This window comes from Halomonas sp. (assembly GCF_033549285.1).
Lineage (GTDB): Bacteria > Pseudomonadota > Gammaproteobacteria > Pseudomonadales > Halomonadaceae > Halomonas.
The window spans coordinates 1-14,033 of record NZ_JAWSUJ010000105.1; the positions used below are offsets into that span (position 1 = coordinate 1).

The following is a 14,033-nucleotide window of genomic DNA, read 5'->3' on the forward strand; positions in this document are numbered from 1 at the left end:
CCGCCGCGCTGACGATGGCGGGCCTGAACATGACGGCCATGGCCGCCGAGCCGCTGAGCGAGGCCGAGCGCGAGGCCATCGAGGCCAGAATCGCGGCCCTGCAGCAGGAAATGGGGGAATTGCGTCGGCAACTGGCCGACGCCCAGCCTACCCAGGCCGCCGCGATCGTCGAGCAGGCCGCCGACCAGGAGCTCGAGGAGGCGGTAGACGAGCGACGCCAGCTCGAACGCGAATCGGCACGCAACCCCTTTGCCATCACCACCCACCGGCGCAACTACTGGTTCCCGGTGAGCTACAACGCCAGCCCGGACGGCGAGGCCTTCGGGGACATCAGCGACAGTGGCTCGCCCGACCGGGCGGAGATGAAGTTCCAGTTCAGTGCCAAGTTCAGCCTGGTGGAGGACCTGTTCGGCGACTACGGCGGCGACCTGCACTTCGCCTATACCCAGCGCAGCTGGTGGCAGGCCTTCAACGCGGATGCCTCCTCGCCCTTCCGCGAGACCAACTTCGAGCCGGAAGTCTTCATCGACTTCGAGAACCGCGGGTCACTGCTGGGCTGGACCAACATCAACAACCGCCTGGCGTTCAACCACCAGTCCAACGGCCGCTCCGACCCGCTGTCACGCAGCTGGAACCGGCTGATCCTGGAGTCCACCTTCGTCAACGACGACTGGGCCCTGACCCTGGCGCCCCACTGGCGCATCCCCGAGTCGGAGGAAGAAGACGACAATCCCGACATCCACAAGTACCTCGGCTACGGCGACATCACCCTGGCCCATCGCCTCAACGGCGACAACGAGCTCAGCCTGCTGCTGCGGGGCAACCCGCACGAGGGCAATATCGGCACCGAGGTGGACTACTCCTGGCCCCTGTTCGGCAGCATCCGCGGCCATGTGCAGTACTACTACGGCTACGGGGAGAGCCTGATCGACTACGACCAGCGCAGCCACCGCCTGAGCCTGGGGTTCAGTCTCAACCCGCTCTTTTCCGCCGGTAGTCTTGAGCCCCAGCCCTGACCCGGATCACGGCCGGATGCATTGAAGTCATCCCGCCGACTGCTATGCTGAGCCTGTCATTCACCGTCAGAGGAAGACCCGATGGCCATGCGTCCCGTTTCCGGCAATGAGCCGAGCTCACATTCCCGCACCAGCGAATCCACCCAGCAGCTCAAGGAAGACCTGCACCACCTCACCCAGACCATCGAGGAGCTGGTCAACGCCACCGCCGATGACTCCCGCAGCAACATCAAGGAGCTGCGCGAGCGCGCCGAGAAGCGCCTGAAGGAGACCCGCGCACGCCTCGAGAGCCGCGGTGAGCGCCTCTACGGCGAGGCCCGAGACAACGTCACCCAGCAGGCCGATGCCTGCGACCGCTACGTCCACGACAACCCCTGGACCAGCATCGGCATCGGCGCCGGCGTCGGGGTGGTCATCGGCATGCTCATCGGGCGGCGCTGATGTCGGCGAGCCAGGGACCGGCTCAACGGCTGTTCGCCGCCGGCAAGCGGCTGCTGGGCAGCCTGCTCGCTACCGGCGAGACGCGCCTGCGTCTCGCCGTGCTCGAGCTCGAGGAGGAGCGCGCCCGGCTGGTGGGCCTGCTGATGCTGGCCGGGTTGAGCCTGATCCTGCTGCTGCTGGGCATCGGCGTGCTCACCACGCTGGTGATCGTCGCCTTCTGGGAGACCCACCGCCTGGCCGCCATCGGGGTGAGCGCCCTGGTGCTGCTGGGCAGCGGGGGCCTGCTCGCCCTGAGGGTGATGCAGCTGGCGCGCCGCCGCACCCTGCTGGCCGGCACCCTGCGCCACCTGGCCAGCGACCGCGAGCTGGTGGAGGCGTCGCGTGAAGCGCGCTGATCGCCGGGCCCGCAAGGTCGAGCTCGAACACGCCATCGAGCAGCAGCGCATCGACCTGCTGGTGGCCGCCAGCCGCTGGCAGTCGGCGAGCCGCTCCATCGACCAGGGGTGGCAGGTCCTGATGCGCTACAGGGTGCCGTTACTCCTGGTGGGGGGAACGGTGATCTACCGCACCGTTCGACGCCCCGGCGGTTTGGTACGCCTGGCAGGCCGCCTCGCCACGGGAGCACTGCTCGTCAAGAAGGCGCGCCGGCTGCTGCGCTGACCCTGCGGTGACCGGGCCTCACCACGTCTCCTGCCGTACCCCCCATTTGTTCAAGGACGCCTGCCATGCCCCTTGCCATCACGCTGCACCTGCTGGCCGCCACGATCTGGGTCGGCGGCATGTTCTTCGCCTGGATGGTCCTGCGGCCGGTGGCCGTGGAGCTGCTGGAGCCTCCCCAGCGCCTGGCCCTCTGGTACCGCGCCTTCCAGCGCTTCTTTCCCTGGGTCTGGGGCGCGGTGGTGGTGCTGCTGGCCACGGGGCTGTGGATGCTGTTCGGGGTGTTCGGCGGCATGGGCGGCGCCGGCTGGCATGTCCACCTGATGCTGGTGTCGGGGCTGGCGATGATGGCGATCTTCCTGCACATCTGGTTCGCGCCCTACCCTCGGCTGGGCAAGGCCGTATCTGCCGAGGAGTGGCCCGCGGGCGGCCGGCAACTGGGGCAGATCCGTCGGCTGATCGGCATCAACCTGATCCTGGGCCTGGTCACCGTGGCCATCGCCTCCGGCGGACGCTTCCTCTGATCGCGATGGGGCTCTAGATGATTGCCTCGGCTCGCGTCGAGACCGGACCACCCGGCACCCGCTTCATAAAGTCCTCGCCCCGGCTCAGTCGTTTCTCCAGGAAGCGCCGGGTACGAGCCTGGTTCTCGCTGTCGTCACGCGCCCACACCGTCAGGGTGGCCACGAACAGGGCCGTCAGGGCCACCTCCTCGACCTGGGCGCGACGACTGCCGTAGCGGGCCTCCAGCCTGGCCGCCTCGCGCAGCCACTGGATGGTCCGCGACAGGTCGAAGAGCATCGGCACCCAGGTATGCAGGTGCGGCGGGTGCGCCTTGTGGCACAGCATCTCGACGGTGACGTGCCGATGGGCCGAAAAGGCCCCGAACCAGGCCAGCAGACAGTGCTCGAGGCGCGAGCGCACGGGCCAATCGGCAAACCCCTCGGGCGGCTGGTCCAGCATCCCCTGCCAGCCCCTGAGGAACCAGGCATTGGCCACCGCATCGAGATCCCGGAACTCGGCCAGCACCGCACTCATCGGCAGCTCGAGGCGGGCGGCCACCTCGGTCAGGCGCACGGAGTGCCAGCCCTGGACCTCGCCCTGGCGAACCGCCTCCCCCACGATGCGCTCGCCGAAGGGCGTCTCGTCGCGGCGCGCGTCGCGGTGAACAGGCGTCATGCTCATGTCACCCTCCCATGGTTTCCTGGGCCTGAGTGCAGCATAGCCCTGGAACGGGGAAGGGATGACGCTAGAGTGCGTTGCCGCAGGCCACGCCGGAGGCCCAGGCCCACTGGAAGTTGTGGCCACCGAGCTCGCCGGTGACGTCCAGCACCTCGCCGATGAAGCGCAGCTGGGGGAGTGACGGGACGGCGAAGGTCTTCGACGAGATGGCCCGGGTATCGACGCCGCCCATCGTCACCTCGGCGGTCCGCCAACCCTCCGTGCCGGCGGGCTTGACGCGCCAGGCCTGGAGGGCCTCTGCCCAGGCCTGCAAGCGGGCGTTGCCGTACTCGGCGAGCACCCCGTCGTCGTCGTGCCACTCGACCAGCGCCTGGGCCAGTCGCTTCGGCAGCTGCTCCCCCAGCCAGGTGGAAAGCCGCCGCCTGGGCGTCTCGCGGCGGGCGCAGCACAGCGTCTCGTAGGCATCGCGCCACGGCAGCAGGTCGATGGAGAGGGTGTCCCCGGGCTGCCAGACGCTGGAGATCTGCAGCATGGCAGGCCCCGAGAGCCCGCGATGGGTGAAGAGCATCGGCTCGCGGTAGGTCTTCCCGCGGCAGGTCACCGCCACCTCGCAGCTGACCCCGGCCAGCGCCTCGGCCCGCGCCTTCCACTGCGAGGTCAGGGTGAAGGGCACCAGGGCGGCCCGGGTCTCGGTGACCGCCAGGTCGAACTGCCGGGCGATGTCGTAGCCGAAGCCGGTGGCCCCCATGGTGGGAATCGACAGCCCCCCGGTCGCCACCACCAGGGCCCCGCAGTCGATGGGCCCCAGCGAGGTCGCCAGCCGCATGCCCTCCCCACGCCGTTCGACGCCCTCAACGGCGGTCTTCAGGCGCACCTCGACACCGGCCCAGTCGCACTCGGTGAGCAGCACCCGAAGGATCTCCTTCGAGGAGTCGGCGCAGAACAGCTGCCCCGGCGTCTTTTCCACGTACTCCACCCCGTGGCGCTCCACCAGCTCGACGAAATGCTCAGGGCGGTAGCGCTTGAGCGCCGAGATGCAGAACGATGGATTCCCCGAATAGAAGTTCGCCGGCCCCGAGGCCAGGTGAGTGAAGTTGCAGCGCCCCCCGCCAGACATCAGGATCTTCCTGCCCGCCTTGTTGGCATGGTCGACCACCAGTACCCGCCGTCCGGCGTAGCCGGCGGTGAGCGCACACATCAGCCCGGCGGCACCGGCGCCGATCACCACCACATCGTATGTCAAGGCCTTGCTCTCCCGCACCGAATCGATCCAGGCCGCGCATTCTAGCAGCCCGCCGCTGCCTCGCCGACCGCTGACCCGGGGGTGGCGAGCTGCCTGTCACATTTCCCATAACTGTACATGTCTTGTACAGTTAAAGAGAATCCGAACGCTTGTGCATTGTTGTCACACTCTTCCACACCCAGGCGTTTAGGCTTCAGGGAAGCGACCCGACGGACCGGGCGCCCGCTCATCGCTCACCGACAAGAACGACCACTCCATGACACCATCGCCTACCCGCCTGCTCCTGCTGCTTGGCCTGGCAGCCTTGATGCTCTCGCCGATGCTCGCCGCCCAGCAGCCCACTGCGGTGATCGCCGCCCGCGCCAGCATGGCGGCCTGGTCCGATCCCCTCGAGGCCCTGGGCACCCTGCGTGCCGACGAGAGCGTGACGCTCTCGGCCACCGTCACCGACACCATCCGCGAACTGAACTTCCGCGATGGCGACACCGTCGAGGCCGGCCAGTTGCTGGTGCGACTGTCCGATGACGAGGCCCAGGCCGACCTGCGGGCCGCCCAGGCGCTGCGTGACGAGCGCCGCAATGCGGTGAACCGCCTGGCGCAGCTGCAGAATCGCAACCTGGCGCCGCGAGCCGACGTGGAGGATGCCCGGGCACGACTTCGCCAGGCCGAGGCGGAGATCCAGGCCCTGGAGGCCCGGCTGGCCGACTACCGCATCCTCGCCCCCTTCGACGGCGTGGTGGGCTTTCGCAACGTCAGCGTCGGTGCCCTCGTCTCCCCGGGCACGGAACTGGTCACCCTCGACAAGCTGGACGTCATGAAGCTCGACTTCACCCTGCCCGAGCTCGCCCTGGGCCAGATGGCGCCCGGCCTGCCCTTGACCGCGGTCAGTGGCGCCTTTCCCGACGCCACCTTCGCGGGGGAAGTCGCCACCATCGGCGCCCGCGTCGACCCGGTCAGCCGCAGCGTCACGGTCCGCGCCGCACTCGAGAATCCCGATCACCGCCTGCGTCCCGGCATGCTGATGCGGGTCGTGGTCGAGCGTGCCCCGCGGGAGACCCTGGTGATGCCCGAGTCGGCCCTGATCCCCCAGGGTGAGCGTCAGTTCGTGCTGGTACTGGACGAGGCGGACCAGTACCGCGTCGAGCGGCGCCAGGTGGTGATCGGTGCCCGCCGTGAGGGCGAGGTGGAAGTGCTCGAGGGACTCGAGGCCGGTGAGCTGGTGGTGGCCCACGGCACCGAGCGGGTGCGCGATGGCCAGCCGACCCGCCTGCTGGGCGTCCTCGACGAAGACACCAGCATCCCCGAGCTGCTGCGCCGCGGGCGTGACGATGCGGAGGCGAACGGCTGATGCGCATCTCCGACGTCTCCGTCCAGCGGCCGGTCCTGGCGGTGGTGCTGGCGGCCCTGATCGTGGCCTTCGGGCTGCTGGCCCTGCAGCGACTGCCGCTGCAGGAATACCCCTCCATCGACCCGCCGGTGGTCGGCATCGACACCCGCTACCCCGGCGCCTCGGCCAGCGTGGTCGAGACGCGGATCACTCAGGTGCTGGAGGATCGCATCTCCGGCGTCTCCGGCATCGAGGTGATCTCCTCCTCCAGCGAGGACGGCCGCTCCAGCATCAGCGTGGAGTTCGGCCTGGAGATGGATATCGATGCGGCCGCCAACGACATCCGCGACCGCATCTCGGGCTCACTGGACAACCTGCCCGAGGAAGCGGACCCGCCGGAGGTGCAGAAGGCCGATACCAGCTCCGATGTGGTGATCTGGCTGTCGCTGTCCGGCGAGGGCTTCTCCATGGCCGAGCTCACCGACTATGCCAACCGCTACCTGGTGGACCGCTTCTCGGTGCTCCCCGGGGTCTCTCAGGTCCGGGTCGGCGGGGGGCGCGAGTACGCCATGCGGGTGTGGCTGAATGCCGATGCCCTGGCGGCCCGCGACCTCACCGCCGGCGACGTGGAGGATGTCCTGCGCGCCGAGAACGTCGAACTGCCCGGCGGCGCCATCGAGTCCCGGGAGCGCCAGTTCATCGTGCGCCTGCCGCGCAACTTCGCCACCCCCGCCGACTTCCGCTCCCTGGTGCTCGACGAGGGCCGCGACGGCTACCTGGTGCGCCTGGGCGACGTGGCCCGGGTGGAGATCGGCGCCGTGGAGGAGCGCACCATCTTCCGCGGCAACGGCACGCCCATGGTGGGGCTGGGCATGATGAAGCAGTCCACCGCCAACGTGCTGGAGATCTCCAAGGGCGTCCAGGCCGAGATGGCGCGCGTGCAGGACAGCCTGCCCGAGGGCATGTCGCTGTCGCTGAACTTCGACTCCTCGGTGTTCGTCTCCGGCGCCATCGCCCAGGTGGTGCAGACCCTGTTCATCGCCATGGGCCTGGTGGTGGTGGCGATCTTCCTGTTCCTCGGCAACCTGCGCACCACCCTGATCCCGGCGGTCACGGTCCCCATCGCCCTGATCGGCACCTTCGCCGCACTGGCGGCGATGGGCTTCACCATCAACCTGCTGACCCTGCTGGCGCTGGTGCTGGCCATCGGGCTGATCGTGGACGATGCCATCGTGGTGCTGGAGAACATCCACCGGCGCATGCACGACCACGGCGAGACCCCGCTGGTCGCTGCCTTCCGCGGCACCCGCCAGATCGCCTTCGCGGTGATCGCCACCACCCTGGTGCTGATCGCGGTGTTCGTGCCGCTGAGCTTCCTGCAGGGCGACATCGGCCGGCTGTTCTCGGAGTTCGCCCTGACCCTGGCCGCGGCCGTGGCCATCTCCAGCCTGCTGGCGCTGACCCTGACGCCGATGATGGCCTCCAAGATCCTCAAGGCCGACATGCACGAGGGGCGCCTGGCCCACGGCGTGCAGTGGGGGCTGGAGCACGTGCGATGCGTCTATCGCCGGCTGCTCGAGCGGGTCCTCAGGCTGCGCCTGCTGGTGCTGGCCCTGTTCCTCGGCATCATCGGCGGCATGGTATGGCTCAACGGCGAACTGCCCAACGAGTACACCCCCCGGGAGGATCGCGGCAACTTCTGGGTGCTGGTCAACGGCCCGCCCGGTGCCACCTACGACTACATGCTCGACTACATGGACGAGATCGAGGCCCGGCTGCTGCCCATGGTGGAGGCCGGGGAGATCGAGCGCGTGGTGGTTCGCGCGCCGCGCGGCTGGGGCAACATCGAGAACTTCAACAGCGGCTTCGTGATCGTCAACCTGGCCGACTGGGGCAGCCGGCGCTCGGCCTGGGCGATCATGGACGAGGTCCGCCAGGCGGTCGGCGACCTGCCCGGCGTGCGTGCCTTCCCGGTGATGCGACAGGGCTTCGGGTCCAGCGTCGAGAAGCCCGTGCAGTTCGTGCTGGGCGGCGGCACCTATGAGCAGCTGGCCGAGTGGCGCGATACCCTGATGGCACACATCCGCGACGACAATCCGCGCCTGACCGGCCTGGACAGCGACTACGAGGAGAACCAGCCCCAACTGCGCGTGAACATCGACTACACCCGCGCCGCCGCCCTGGGGGTCACCGTCACCGAGATCGGCCGTACCCTGGAGACGCTGCTGGGCGGGCGCAGCGTGACCCGTTACGTGGACGACGGCGAGGAGTACGACGTGATCCTCGAGGGGGAGCCCGGCGCCCGGCCCAGCCCCTCCGCCCTGGAGAACATCCGGGTCCGCTCGCAGCGCAGCGGCGAGCTGATCCCCCTGAGCAACCTGGTGACCCTCGAGGACTTCGCCGGGCCCAGCACCCTCAACCGCTTCAACCGCGTTCGCGCCATCACCCTGCAGGCCGACCTGGAAGGCGGCTATCCGCTCGGCGAGGCCCTGGCGTACCTGGAGGCCACGGTGGACGAGATCCTGCCCTCCGAGGCCCAGACCGACCTCAAGGGCGCCTCCCGGGACTACCAGGAGGCCAGCGGCGCCACCGGCTTCCTGCTGGGGCTGGGCATCCTGGTGGTCTTCCTGGTGCTGGCCGGGCAGTTCGAGAGCTTCGTGCACCCCTTCGTGATCATGCTCACCGTGCCCCTGGCGATCTGCGGAGCCCTGCTGGGGCTCTACCTCACCGGACAGTCGCTGAACATCTACAGCCAGGTGGGGCTGGTGATGCTAGTGGGGCTCGCGGCCAAGAACGGCATCCTGATCGTGGAGTTCGCCAACCAGCTGCGCGACCAGGGCGTGGCCTTCCACGAGGCGCTGGTGGAGGCCGCGGTGACCCGCCTGCGCCCCATCGTGATGACCGCGGTGACCACCATGGCCGGTGCGGTGCCGCTGATCGTCTCCAGCGGCGCCGGCGCCGAGACCCGGCTGGTGATCGGCACCGTGATCCTCTGCGGCCTGGCCGCCGCTACCCTCTTCACCCTCTTCGTGGTCCCGGTCGCCTACGACCTGCTGGCGCGGCACACCGGCTCGCCGGGCGACGTGGCCCGCCGCCTGGAGCGGGAGATGGGCGATACGCCCGCCGGCTACTGACCTGGGCATAGCAACGACGAAGGCCACCCCGCGGGGGTGGCCTTCGTCGTTGGAACCGGATCGAGGATTCAGCAGTCGCCGATGCGCCGCCCCTCCATGGTCGTGGTCATGTTCATCTCGCCGACGGGCGAGTCGACCAGGATGTCGACGTTACCCTCGACGCGCTCACCGAGAAAGTCCATGCGACCGACGATATCGGCCTCGCCGCCCTCGGCACGGCAGACCATGCGATAGTCCAGGCCGTCGACCGTGACCTCATGCTCGAGCAGCTCACAGCCTTCCTCCTCCTCGATGAAGCTGAACTCCTCGTCGTCGATATCGCCCTGGGCGATGCACTCCTGATAGGTCTCGGTCTGGTCGGGAATCGGCAGGTCACCCTGCACCGAGGTGGTGCTGGTGAACTCCCACTGGCCCGGCTCGATGTTGGGGGACTCGGCAACGGCCGCCAGCGGCAGCGCCAGCAGCAGGCCAGCGAGAAGGGGACGGAAAGACATGGAGAAACTCTCCCTGATGATGGGTGGTATGCCACGCCCTCGGCATGGGGCCCAGCATAGCCCAATCAACGCCCATCCCCAATTCGGTCACGTCCGGGACAGGGATGACGCGAGAGCGCTACCCCATGCCGAGGCGAATGCTGGCGATGGCCTGGGCCCCTCACAGCATCTGCGGCAGGAACTGGCTGCGCCGGTCGATGATCTCGCCGGCCACCATGAAGACGCCATCACCGGTGTAGTGAAGCGTCTCGGGATAGGCGGGCGTCGCCCGGGCCTGGGCCGCCACCACCTCCCAGATGAAGAAATCATGGCGGTCGACCAGGCTGTCATCGACGAGCCGACACTCGAAGTGGGCATGGCACTCCTCGATAAGCGGCGCCTCCACGGCCGTCGCCGGCGACGCTGTCAGGCCGAAGTGGTCGAACTTGTCGATCTCGGCGCCGCTGCTGTTGCCGATGCCGATCACCTGGTCGGTCAAGGCCGTGGTCGGCAGGTTGATGACGCACGACCCGCTGCGACGCACCAGGTCGAAGCTGTGGTTGCCGCAGGAGATGACGCAGCCGACCAGGGAGGGTGAGAAGGCCATCACGGTATGCCAGCCCAGGGTCATGATGTTGCGCTCGCCCTGCCAGGCCGAGGAGACAAGCACGATGGGGCCAGGCTCGAGGTAGCGGCGCACACGGTCCAGCGGCACGGCAACCTTCTCGACATCGTCATGCATCGGCTTCTCCCCTGAACTGGAAACGAGAGCTATGGGCCCGGCGCTCTTGTCCGGTGCCCCTCCCCCGCTACAGTCTGGCCACCACGGACCGTCCCTGCCAGCGCAACGGCCGCGTTTGCTGGATGACCTTCACCGCCCTGCTGCATGACCTGGGCGATGGCCTTCCCCAGATCGGCGAGTTCTCGCACTATCACCGCGAACCGCTGTTGACACTCCATGGCCTGTCTCGCTATCTTTTTCCAAGCGCCGATTTGAATCTCAGCTTGCGGGCGCTCTACAAATGCCGCTAAAGCGACGCCAGAGGCCCGCTTTAGCACGTGCAAAGCGGGTTTCTTGTTGTCTGGCCTTCGGGTCTCCGCCGATTTAAGCACCAACTTGCGGGCGGGATAGAAATGCAGCTAAAGCGGCGTGCGACTCCACTCCCCTGGGTCGGCGCTTGCCGAACCACGCCTTCCGAGGCACCCCAGGGGAATTGGAGACGATCATGACGCACCGCACCACCGCCTCTCACGACCAAGCCGCAGTTGACGACGTCGCCGCCTCATCGGTGTCGCGTCGCGATACCCTGGCCACCCTGCTAGCTCAGGACGACATCGTGCGCCCGGAACTGACCAATGCCGCCATCCTCGGGGCGCAGTGCGCATCACGAGGCTCTCGCCCTGCTGGCCGCACGTCCCACACGCTGTCGGGGAGGTCGTGACCATGAACCTGCAACAGGAACTGCTGCTCAGGACCCAGCATCTGGCGGACGTCGATGTGCTCCATGGCATGGGCTACACGACGGCCGACGAGACGGCCCTGGCGCATCTGCACGCCATGCGGAGGAGTCCCTATCTGGGCCTGGAGAAGACATATCGGGACCCCCGCTACGGCGAGCGCGGCTTTCTCGAGGCACTGTGCCACTGCGCGGGCCTTGACGGGGCCGGCTCCCTGGCCGCCATCGAGACCCTGGAGAAGCGACTCGTCGAGGACCGCACGGCCTTTCGCCACTGGCTGTTCGCCGATACCGACTATGTGCGCGGCCCCGGCACGCCGATCTTCGCCATGGCCTTCACCGAGCACTTCCGCCGGCTGAGGTTCCCCCTCGGCTTCTGGCGCCTGCGATGGGAGGAGCGCCTGGCGGCCGCCTGCCAGAAGGCCCACGACCACATGCAGGAGAGCGGCGGCAAGCTGGTCACCTGGGGCGAGATCAAGCGCTACCACTACTGCTTCGCGGAGAAGCGCAGCATCGTCATCTCGACAACGGGCGAGGTGATCGGCGAACAGGAGGACTTCGATCCGCCACGCGCCACCTTCGGGCTGGCGGGCGGCGACGAGAACCTGAGCGACATCTTCGATCAGGACCAGGAATGAGGCACGTGGAGCATAAGGCAGCGCATATACCATGGGAAGCTGGCCTTTCCTGGCTCTCCGGGCAGAACAAGGGCATTGCATGACACGCATTGATCGGGACAATGGCGAGCACTCGCTTCCCCCCACTCCCACCCGCCGTCACGCACGAACGAGGTCATGTACATGCACCGCGATCACCACACGCTGCTCGCCTCCGCCATCGTGCTCGCGACGGGAGTCCTCTGGGGGGTCTACTGGCTGCCGGTTCGCGCCCTGGGGGAGATGGGCCTGGCGGGGGCCTGGGGGACGGCCGCCATCACTGGCGCCACGATGGCGATTCTCCTGCCCGCTGCGGTACGAGATCGCCGTCAACTGGCCCGCACCCCGCCTGTCGTCCTGGTCTCGATCGCCTTAGGCGGCGCGGCCTTCGCGCTCTATTCGATCGGCTTCCTCTACGGGCGGGTCGCGATCATCATTCTGCTGTGGTTTCTCAGCCCGGTGTGGAGCACGCTGATCGGACGCTACCTGATGGGGTGGCCGACGCCCGGCCTTCGCATCATCGCCATCGTGCTGGGGCTGGCGGGGCTGACCATCATGCTGGGCGCCGACGGCACGCTCCCGCTTCCCCGGGGGGCAGGAGAGTGGATGTCTTTGATAGGCGGCATCCTCTGGTCATTCTCCACCACCGGCATCCGTGCCAGATCCACCCTCACGGCCCTGCCCTCTACCTTCGTCTTCGCCCTCGGCGCGGCCGTGACGGCGCTCGTCCTCGCCCCGGCACTTGAGCCGCTGCCGACCCTCACCTCGCCTCGACTCGTCACGATGACGGGGCTGGCACTGCTGACGGGGGGCCTATGGTGGGGCCTGACGCTGGTGGGGCTGATGTGGGCGGCGGTCCGGCTGGAGCCCGCACGCGTCAGCATCCTGCTGATGACGGAGGTGCTGGTGGGGGCGGCCTCCGCGGCGCTCTTCGCCGATGAGACCCTGACCGGGGTCGAGATGGCGGGCGGTACCATCGTGCTTGTCGCGGGAGTGCTCGAGGTCCTTCCCGCGCGCTACCTCAGAGCGGCATGAACTGTCCAGGACTTGTAACCGACGGTTCCTGGTCTTGTTGCAACGATGTATTCCGGGGGTTACGGCATAGCGTCATGGCAACGGCTCCCCACCCATGTCTCTGAACTACGTCATTACGCGGACCACGACGTCAGTGTTGCCTTCCAGATCAACACCAATGGGGATTTCATCGAGGACTTGACTGGTCTGGTTCCGGCGCTGGAAGCGGCAATCACCGACCTGGCGCTCGAGAGGGCAGATTGATCATGCCACGCGCCCTTCTGACCGGCCTTGACCAACGTGACGATTCGCCAGGGGCTGCATCCGAAGGCGCAGAACACGCCTTTCATTCCAGACTACGACATGGTGGATGCCATCGAATGCGACGGTCCCCGGTATGACGAAGTTCAGGCCAGGCGATCGAAAAGCGGACCAGAATCAGGCAGAAGGTCAAGCATACGACCATAGCGCAACCTGAAAAAAGAAAGAGCCGCTGATGTCTCAGCGGCTTATTCGATAATCGTGGCGGAGGGGGAGGGATTCGAACCCTCGAGGCCTTTCGACCTACACACTTTCCAGGCGTGCTCCTTCGACCACTCGGACACCCCTCCACGTTGTGGTTCTCGAGTCGAGCGACCTCGGCTATGCCGCGCCTTCTCCTCCAGAACGGCGCACATGTTATCGACTTAAGTTCGCGATTGCAAGCCGTTTTCCCTTGGCCGCCCGCTCATCCGGCGGGCAGCACGGCATAGTCGCCGCGGGCCTCCAGGCAGAGGGTATCGCCGCACCAGAGCCGCTGGACCAGGGCGATGCGCCCCTTGCCGCGCTGCGCCAACCGTTCGGCCAGGGCCGAGGGTCCATTGCCGGCCTCGGGCTCGCAGGTCAGGCGATAGTCGCGGGTCACCGGGGCGAGGAAACGCTGGGTGGCCTCGGCCACCACCACGTCCCGGACGAGTCCGCGGCGACGCAGCCAGAGGGTGGTCCAGCACCAGCCCAGCAGGGTCGTCTGGGCGGTGAGCGCCCCGCCGAAGCCGGTGCCCTTGTCATTCAGGCTGGGCGTAAGCGAGAGCGCCCAGGCCAGGCAGTCGCCGTCGCGTGTCATCTCGCGGATGCCCAGCGACGGGACCATGGGGATCGCCTCGCCCAGCCAGGCGAGGAAGTCGACCATGTCGTCCTCGCCGCCGGCAGCGGGCAACGGCAGGCGGGGGTGGGAAACGCCGATCTGTCGCATGGTCAGTCCCAGAGCTCCACGAAGGCCTCGATGTCGTGCTCTGGCATCGGCTTGTGGCGCCCGCCCGGCGTGCCCAGGTAGATGAAGGCCACCACCTCGTCCTCCTCGCCAAGCCCCAGGCCCTTGCGCACCGTGGGATCGAAGGCGTACTTGCCGCTGCGCCACATGGCGCCGAGCCCCTGGGCGTGGGCGGCGAGCAGGA

17 protein-coding genes and 1 tRNA gene are annotated in these 14,033 nt (G+C 67.9%); 11 read left to right on the forward strand and 7 right to left on the reverse strand.

Annotated features, from left to right (window positions below):
• Positions 1-14: 14 nt before the first annotated feature.
• The 5 genes from SCI24_RS18030 (at position 15) to SCI24_RS18050 (ending at position 2,638) form a co-directional block, all read left to right on the forward strand.
• Positions 15-1,016, forward strand: coding sequence for a phospholipase A (locus SCI24_RS18030; RefSeq protein WP_412930150.1), 1,002 nt, complete (start codon positions 15-17; stop codon positions 1,014-1,016).
• Positions 1,017-1,103: 87 nt separating this feature from the next.
• A complete protein-coding gene (locus SCI24_RS18035; RefSeq protein WP_318726707.1) occupies positions 1,104-1,457 on the forward strand; it encodes a DUF883 family protein in 354 nt (117 codons plus the stop codon).
• Positions 1,457-1,852, forward strand: a complete 396-nt coding sequence (locus SCI24_RS18040) for a phage holin family protein (RefSeq protein ID WP_318726692.1) — start codon at positions 1,457-1,459, stop codon at positions 1,850-1,852. Before SCI24_RS18035 ends, SCI24_RS18040 begins: the two co-directional genes overlap by 1 nt.
• Positions 1,839-2,117 (forward strand): YqjK family protein, encoded by a 279-nt coding sequence (locus SCI24_RS18045; RefSeq protein ID WP_318726693.1) that lies wholly within the window; start codon positions 1,839-1,841, stop codon positions 2,115-2,117. Before SCI24_RS18040 ends, SCI24_RS18045 begins: the two co-directional genes overlap by 14 nt.
• Positions 2,118-2,182: 65 nt before the next feature.
• Positions 2,183-2,638, forward strand: a complete 456-nt coding sequence (locus tag SCI24_RS18050) for a CopD family protein (RefSeq protein WP_318726694.1) — start codon at positions 2,183-2,185, stop codon at positions 2,636-2,638.
• Positions 2,639-2,651: 13 nt separating this feature from the next.
• On the opposite strand, the gene SCI24_RS18055 is transcribed toward SCI24_RS18050, so the two are convergent.
• Positions 2,652-3,299 (reverse strand): hypothetical protein, encoded by a 648-nt coding sequence (locus SCI24_RS18055; RefSeq protein ID WP_318726695.1) that lies wholly within the window; start codon positions 3,297-3,299, stop codon positions 2,652-2,654.
• Positions 3,300-3,363: 64 nt separating this feature from the next.
• Complete coding sequence (locus SCI24_RS18060; protein WP_318726696.1) at positions 3,364-4,539, reverse strand: NAD(P)/FAD-dependent oxidoreductase; 1,176 nt, start codon at positions 4,537-4,539, stop codon at positions 3,364-3,366.
• A gap of 256 nt (positions 4,540-4,795) precedes the next feature.
• On the opposite strand from SCI24_RS18060, the gene SCI24_RS18065 reads away from it, so the two are divergent.
• Together SCI24_RS18065 and SCI24_RS18070 are read left to right on the forward strand one after the other, a co-directional pair.
• Positions 4,796-5,887, forward strand: coding sequence for an efflux RND transporter periplasmic adaptor subunit (locus tag SCI24_RS18065; RefSeq protein ID WP_318726697.1), 1,092 nt, complete (start codon positions 4,796-4,798; stop codon positions 5,885-5,887).
• A complete protein-coding gene (locus tag SCI24_RS18070) occupies positions 5,887-9,000 on the forward strand; it encodes an efflux RND transporter permease subunit (protein ID WP_318726698.1) in 3,114 nt (1,037 codons plus the stop codon). Before SCI24_RS18065 ends, SCI24_RS18070 begins: the two co-directional genes overlap by 1 nt.
• A 68-nt stretch (positions 9,001-9,068) precedes the next feature.
• On the opposite strand, the gene SCI24_RS18075 is transcribed toward SCI24_RS18070, so the two are convergent.
• Together SCI24_RS18075 and SCI24_RS18080 are read right to left on the reverse strand one after the other, a co-directional pair.
• Entirely contained in the window at positions 9,069-9,494 is a 426-nt protein-coding gene (locus SCI24_RS18075) for a DUF3617 domain-containing protein (RefSeq protein ID WP_318726699.1), read from the reverse strand.
• Positions 9,495-9,654: 160 nt separating this feature from the next.
• Positions 9,655-10,215: a flavin reductase family protein gene (locus SCI24_RS18080; RefSeq protein ID WP_318726700.1), complete on the reverse strand. Its 561-nt coding sequence runs from the start codon at positions 10,213-10,215 to the stop codon at positions 9,655-9,657.
• A gap of 122 nt (positions 10,216-10,337) precedes the next feature.
• On the opposite strand from SCI24_RS18080, the gene SCI24_RS18085 reads away from it, so the two are divergent.
• The 4 genes from SCI24_RS18085 (at position 10,338) to SCI24_RS18100 (ending at position 12,621) form a co-directional block, all read left to right on the forward strand.
• Positions 10,338-10,505, forward strand: coding sequence for a hypothetical protein (locus SCI24_RS18085; protein ID WP_318726701.1), 168 nt, complete (start codon positions 10,338-10,340; stop codon positions 10,503-10,505).
• A 194-nt stretch (positions 10,506-10,699) separates the two neighbouring features.
• Positions 10,700-10,915 carry a hypothetical protein gene (locus SCI24_RS18090; protein ID WP_318726702.1) on the forward strand — a complete coding sequence of 72 codons (216 nt, stop codon included), beginning with the start codon at positions 10,700-10,702 and terminating at the stop codon, positions 10,913-10,915.
• A 2-nt stretch (positions 10,916-10,917) separates the two neighbouring features.
• Entirely contained in the window at positions 10,918-11,568 is a 651-nt protein-coding gene (locus SCI24_RS18095) for a hypothetical protein (protein ID WP_318726703.1), read from the forward strand.
• Between the two features lie 156 nt (positions 11,569-11,724).
• Positions 11,725-12,621 (forward strand): DMT family transporter, encoded by an 897-nt coding sequence (locus SCI24_RS18100; protein ID WP_318726704.1) that lies wholly within the window; start codon positions 11,725-11,727, stop codon positions 12,619-12,621.
• 502 nt (positions 12,622-13,123) lie between these two features.
• Here the strand turns inward: SCI24_RS18100 and SCI24_RS18105 are convergent.
• The 3 genes from SCI24_RS18105 to SCI24_RS18115 all read right to left on the reverse strand — a co-directional run.
• Positions 13,124-13,211 (reverse strand) — tRNA-Ser (locus SCI24_RS18105).
• 116 nt (positions 13,212-13,327) lie between these two features.
• Positions 13,328-13,831, reverse strand: coding sequence for a YiiD C-terminal domain-containing protein (locus SCI24_RS18110; protein ID WP_318726705.1), 504 nt, complete (start codon positions 13,829-13,831; stop codon positions 13,328-13,330).
• A gap of 2 nt (positions 13,832-13,833) precedes the next feature.
• Positions 13,834-14,033 (reverse strand): nitroreductase family protein (locus tag SCI24_RS18115; protein ID WP_412930148.1); only part of this gene is annotated, 200 nt, incomplete at its 5' end.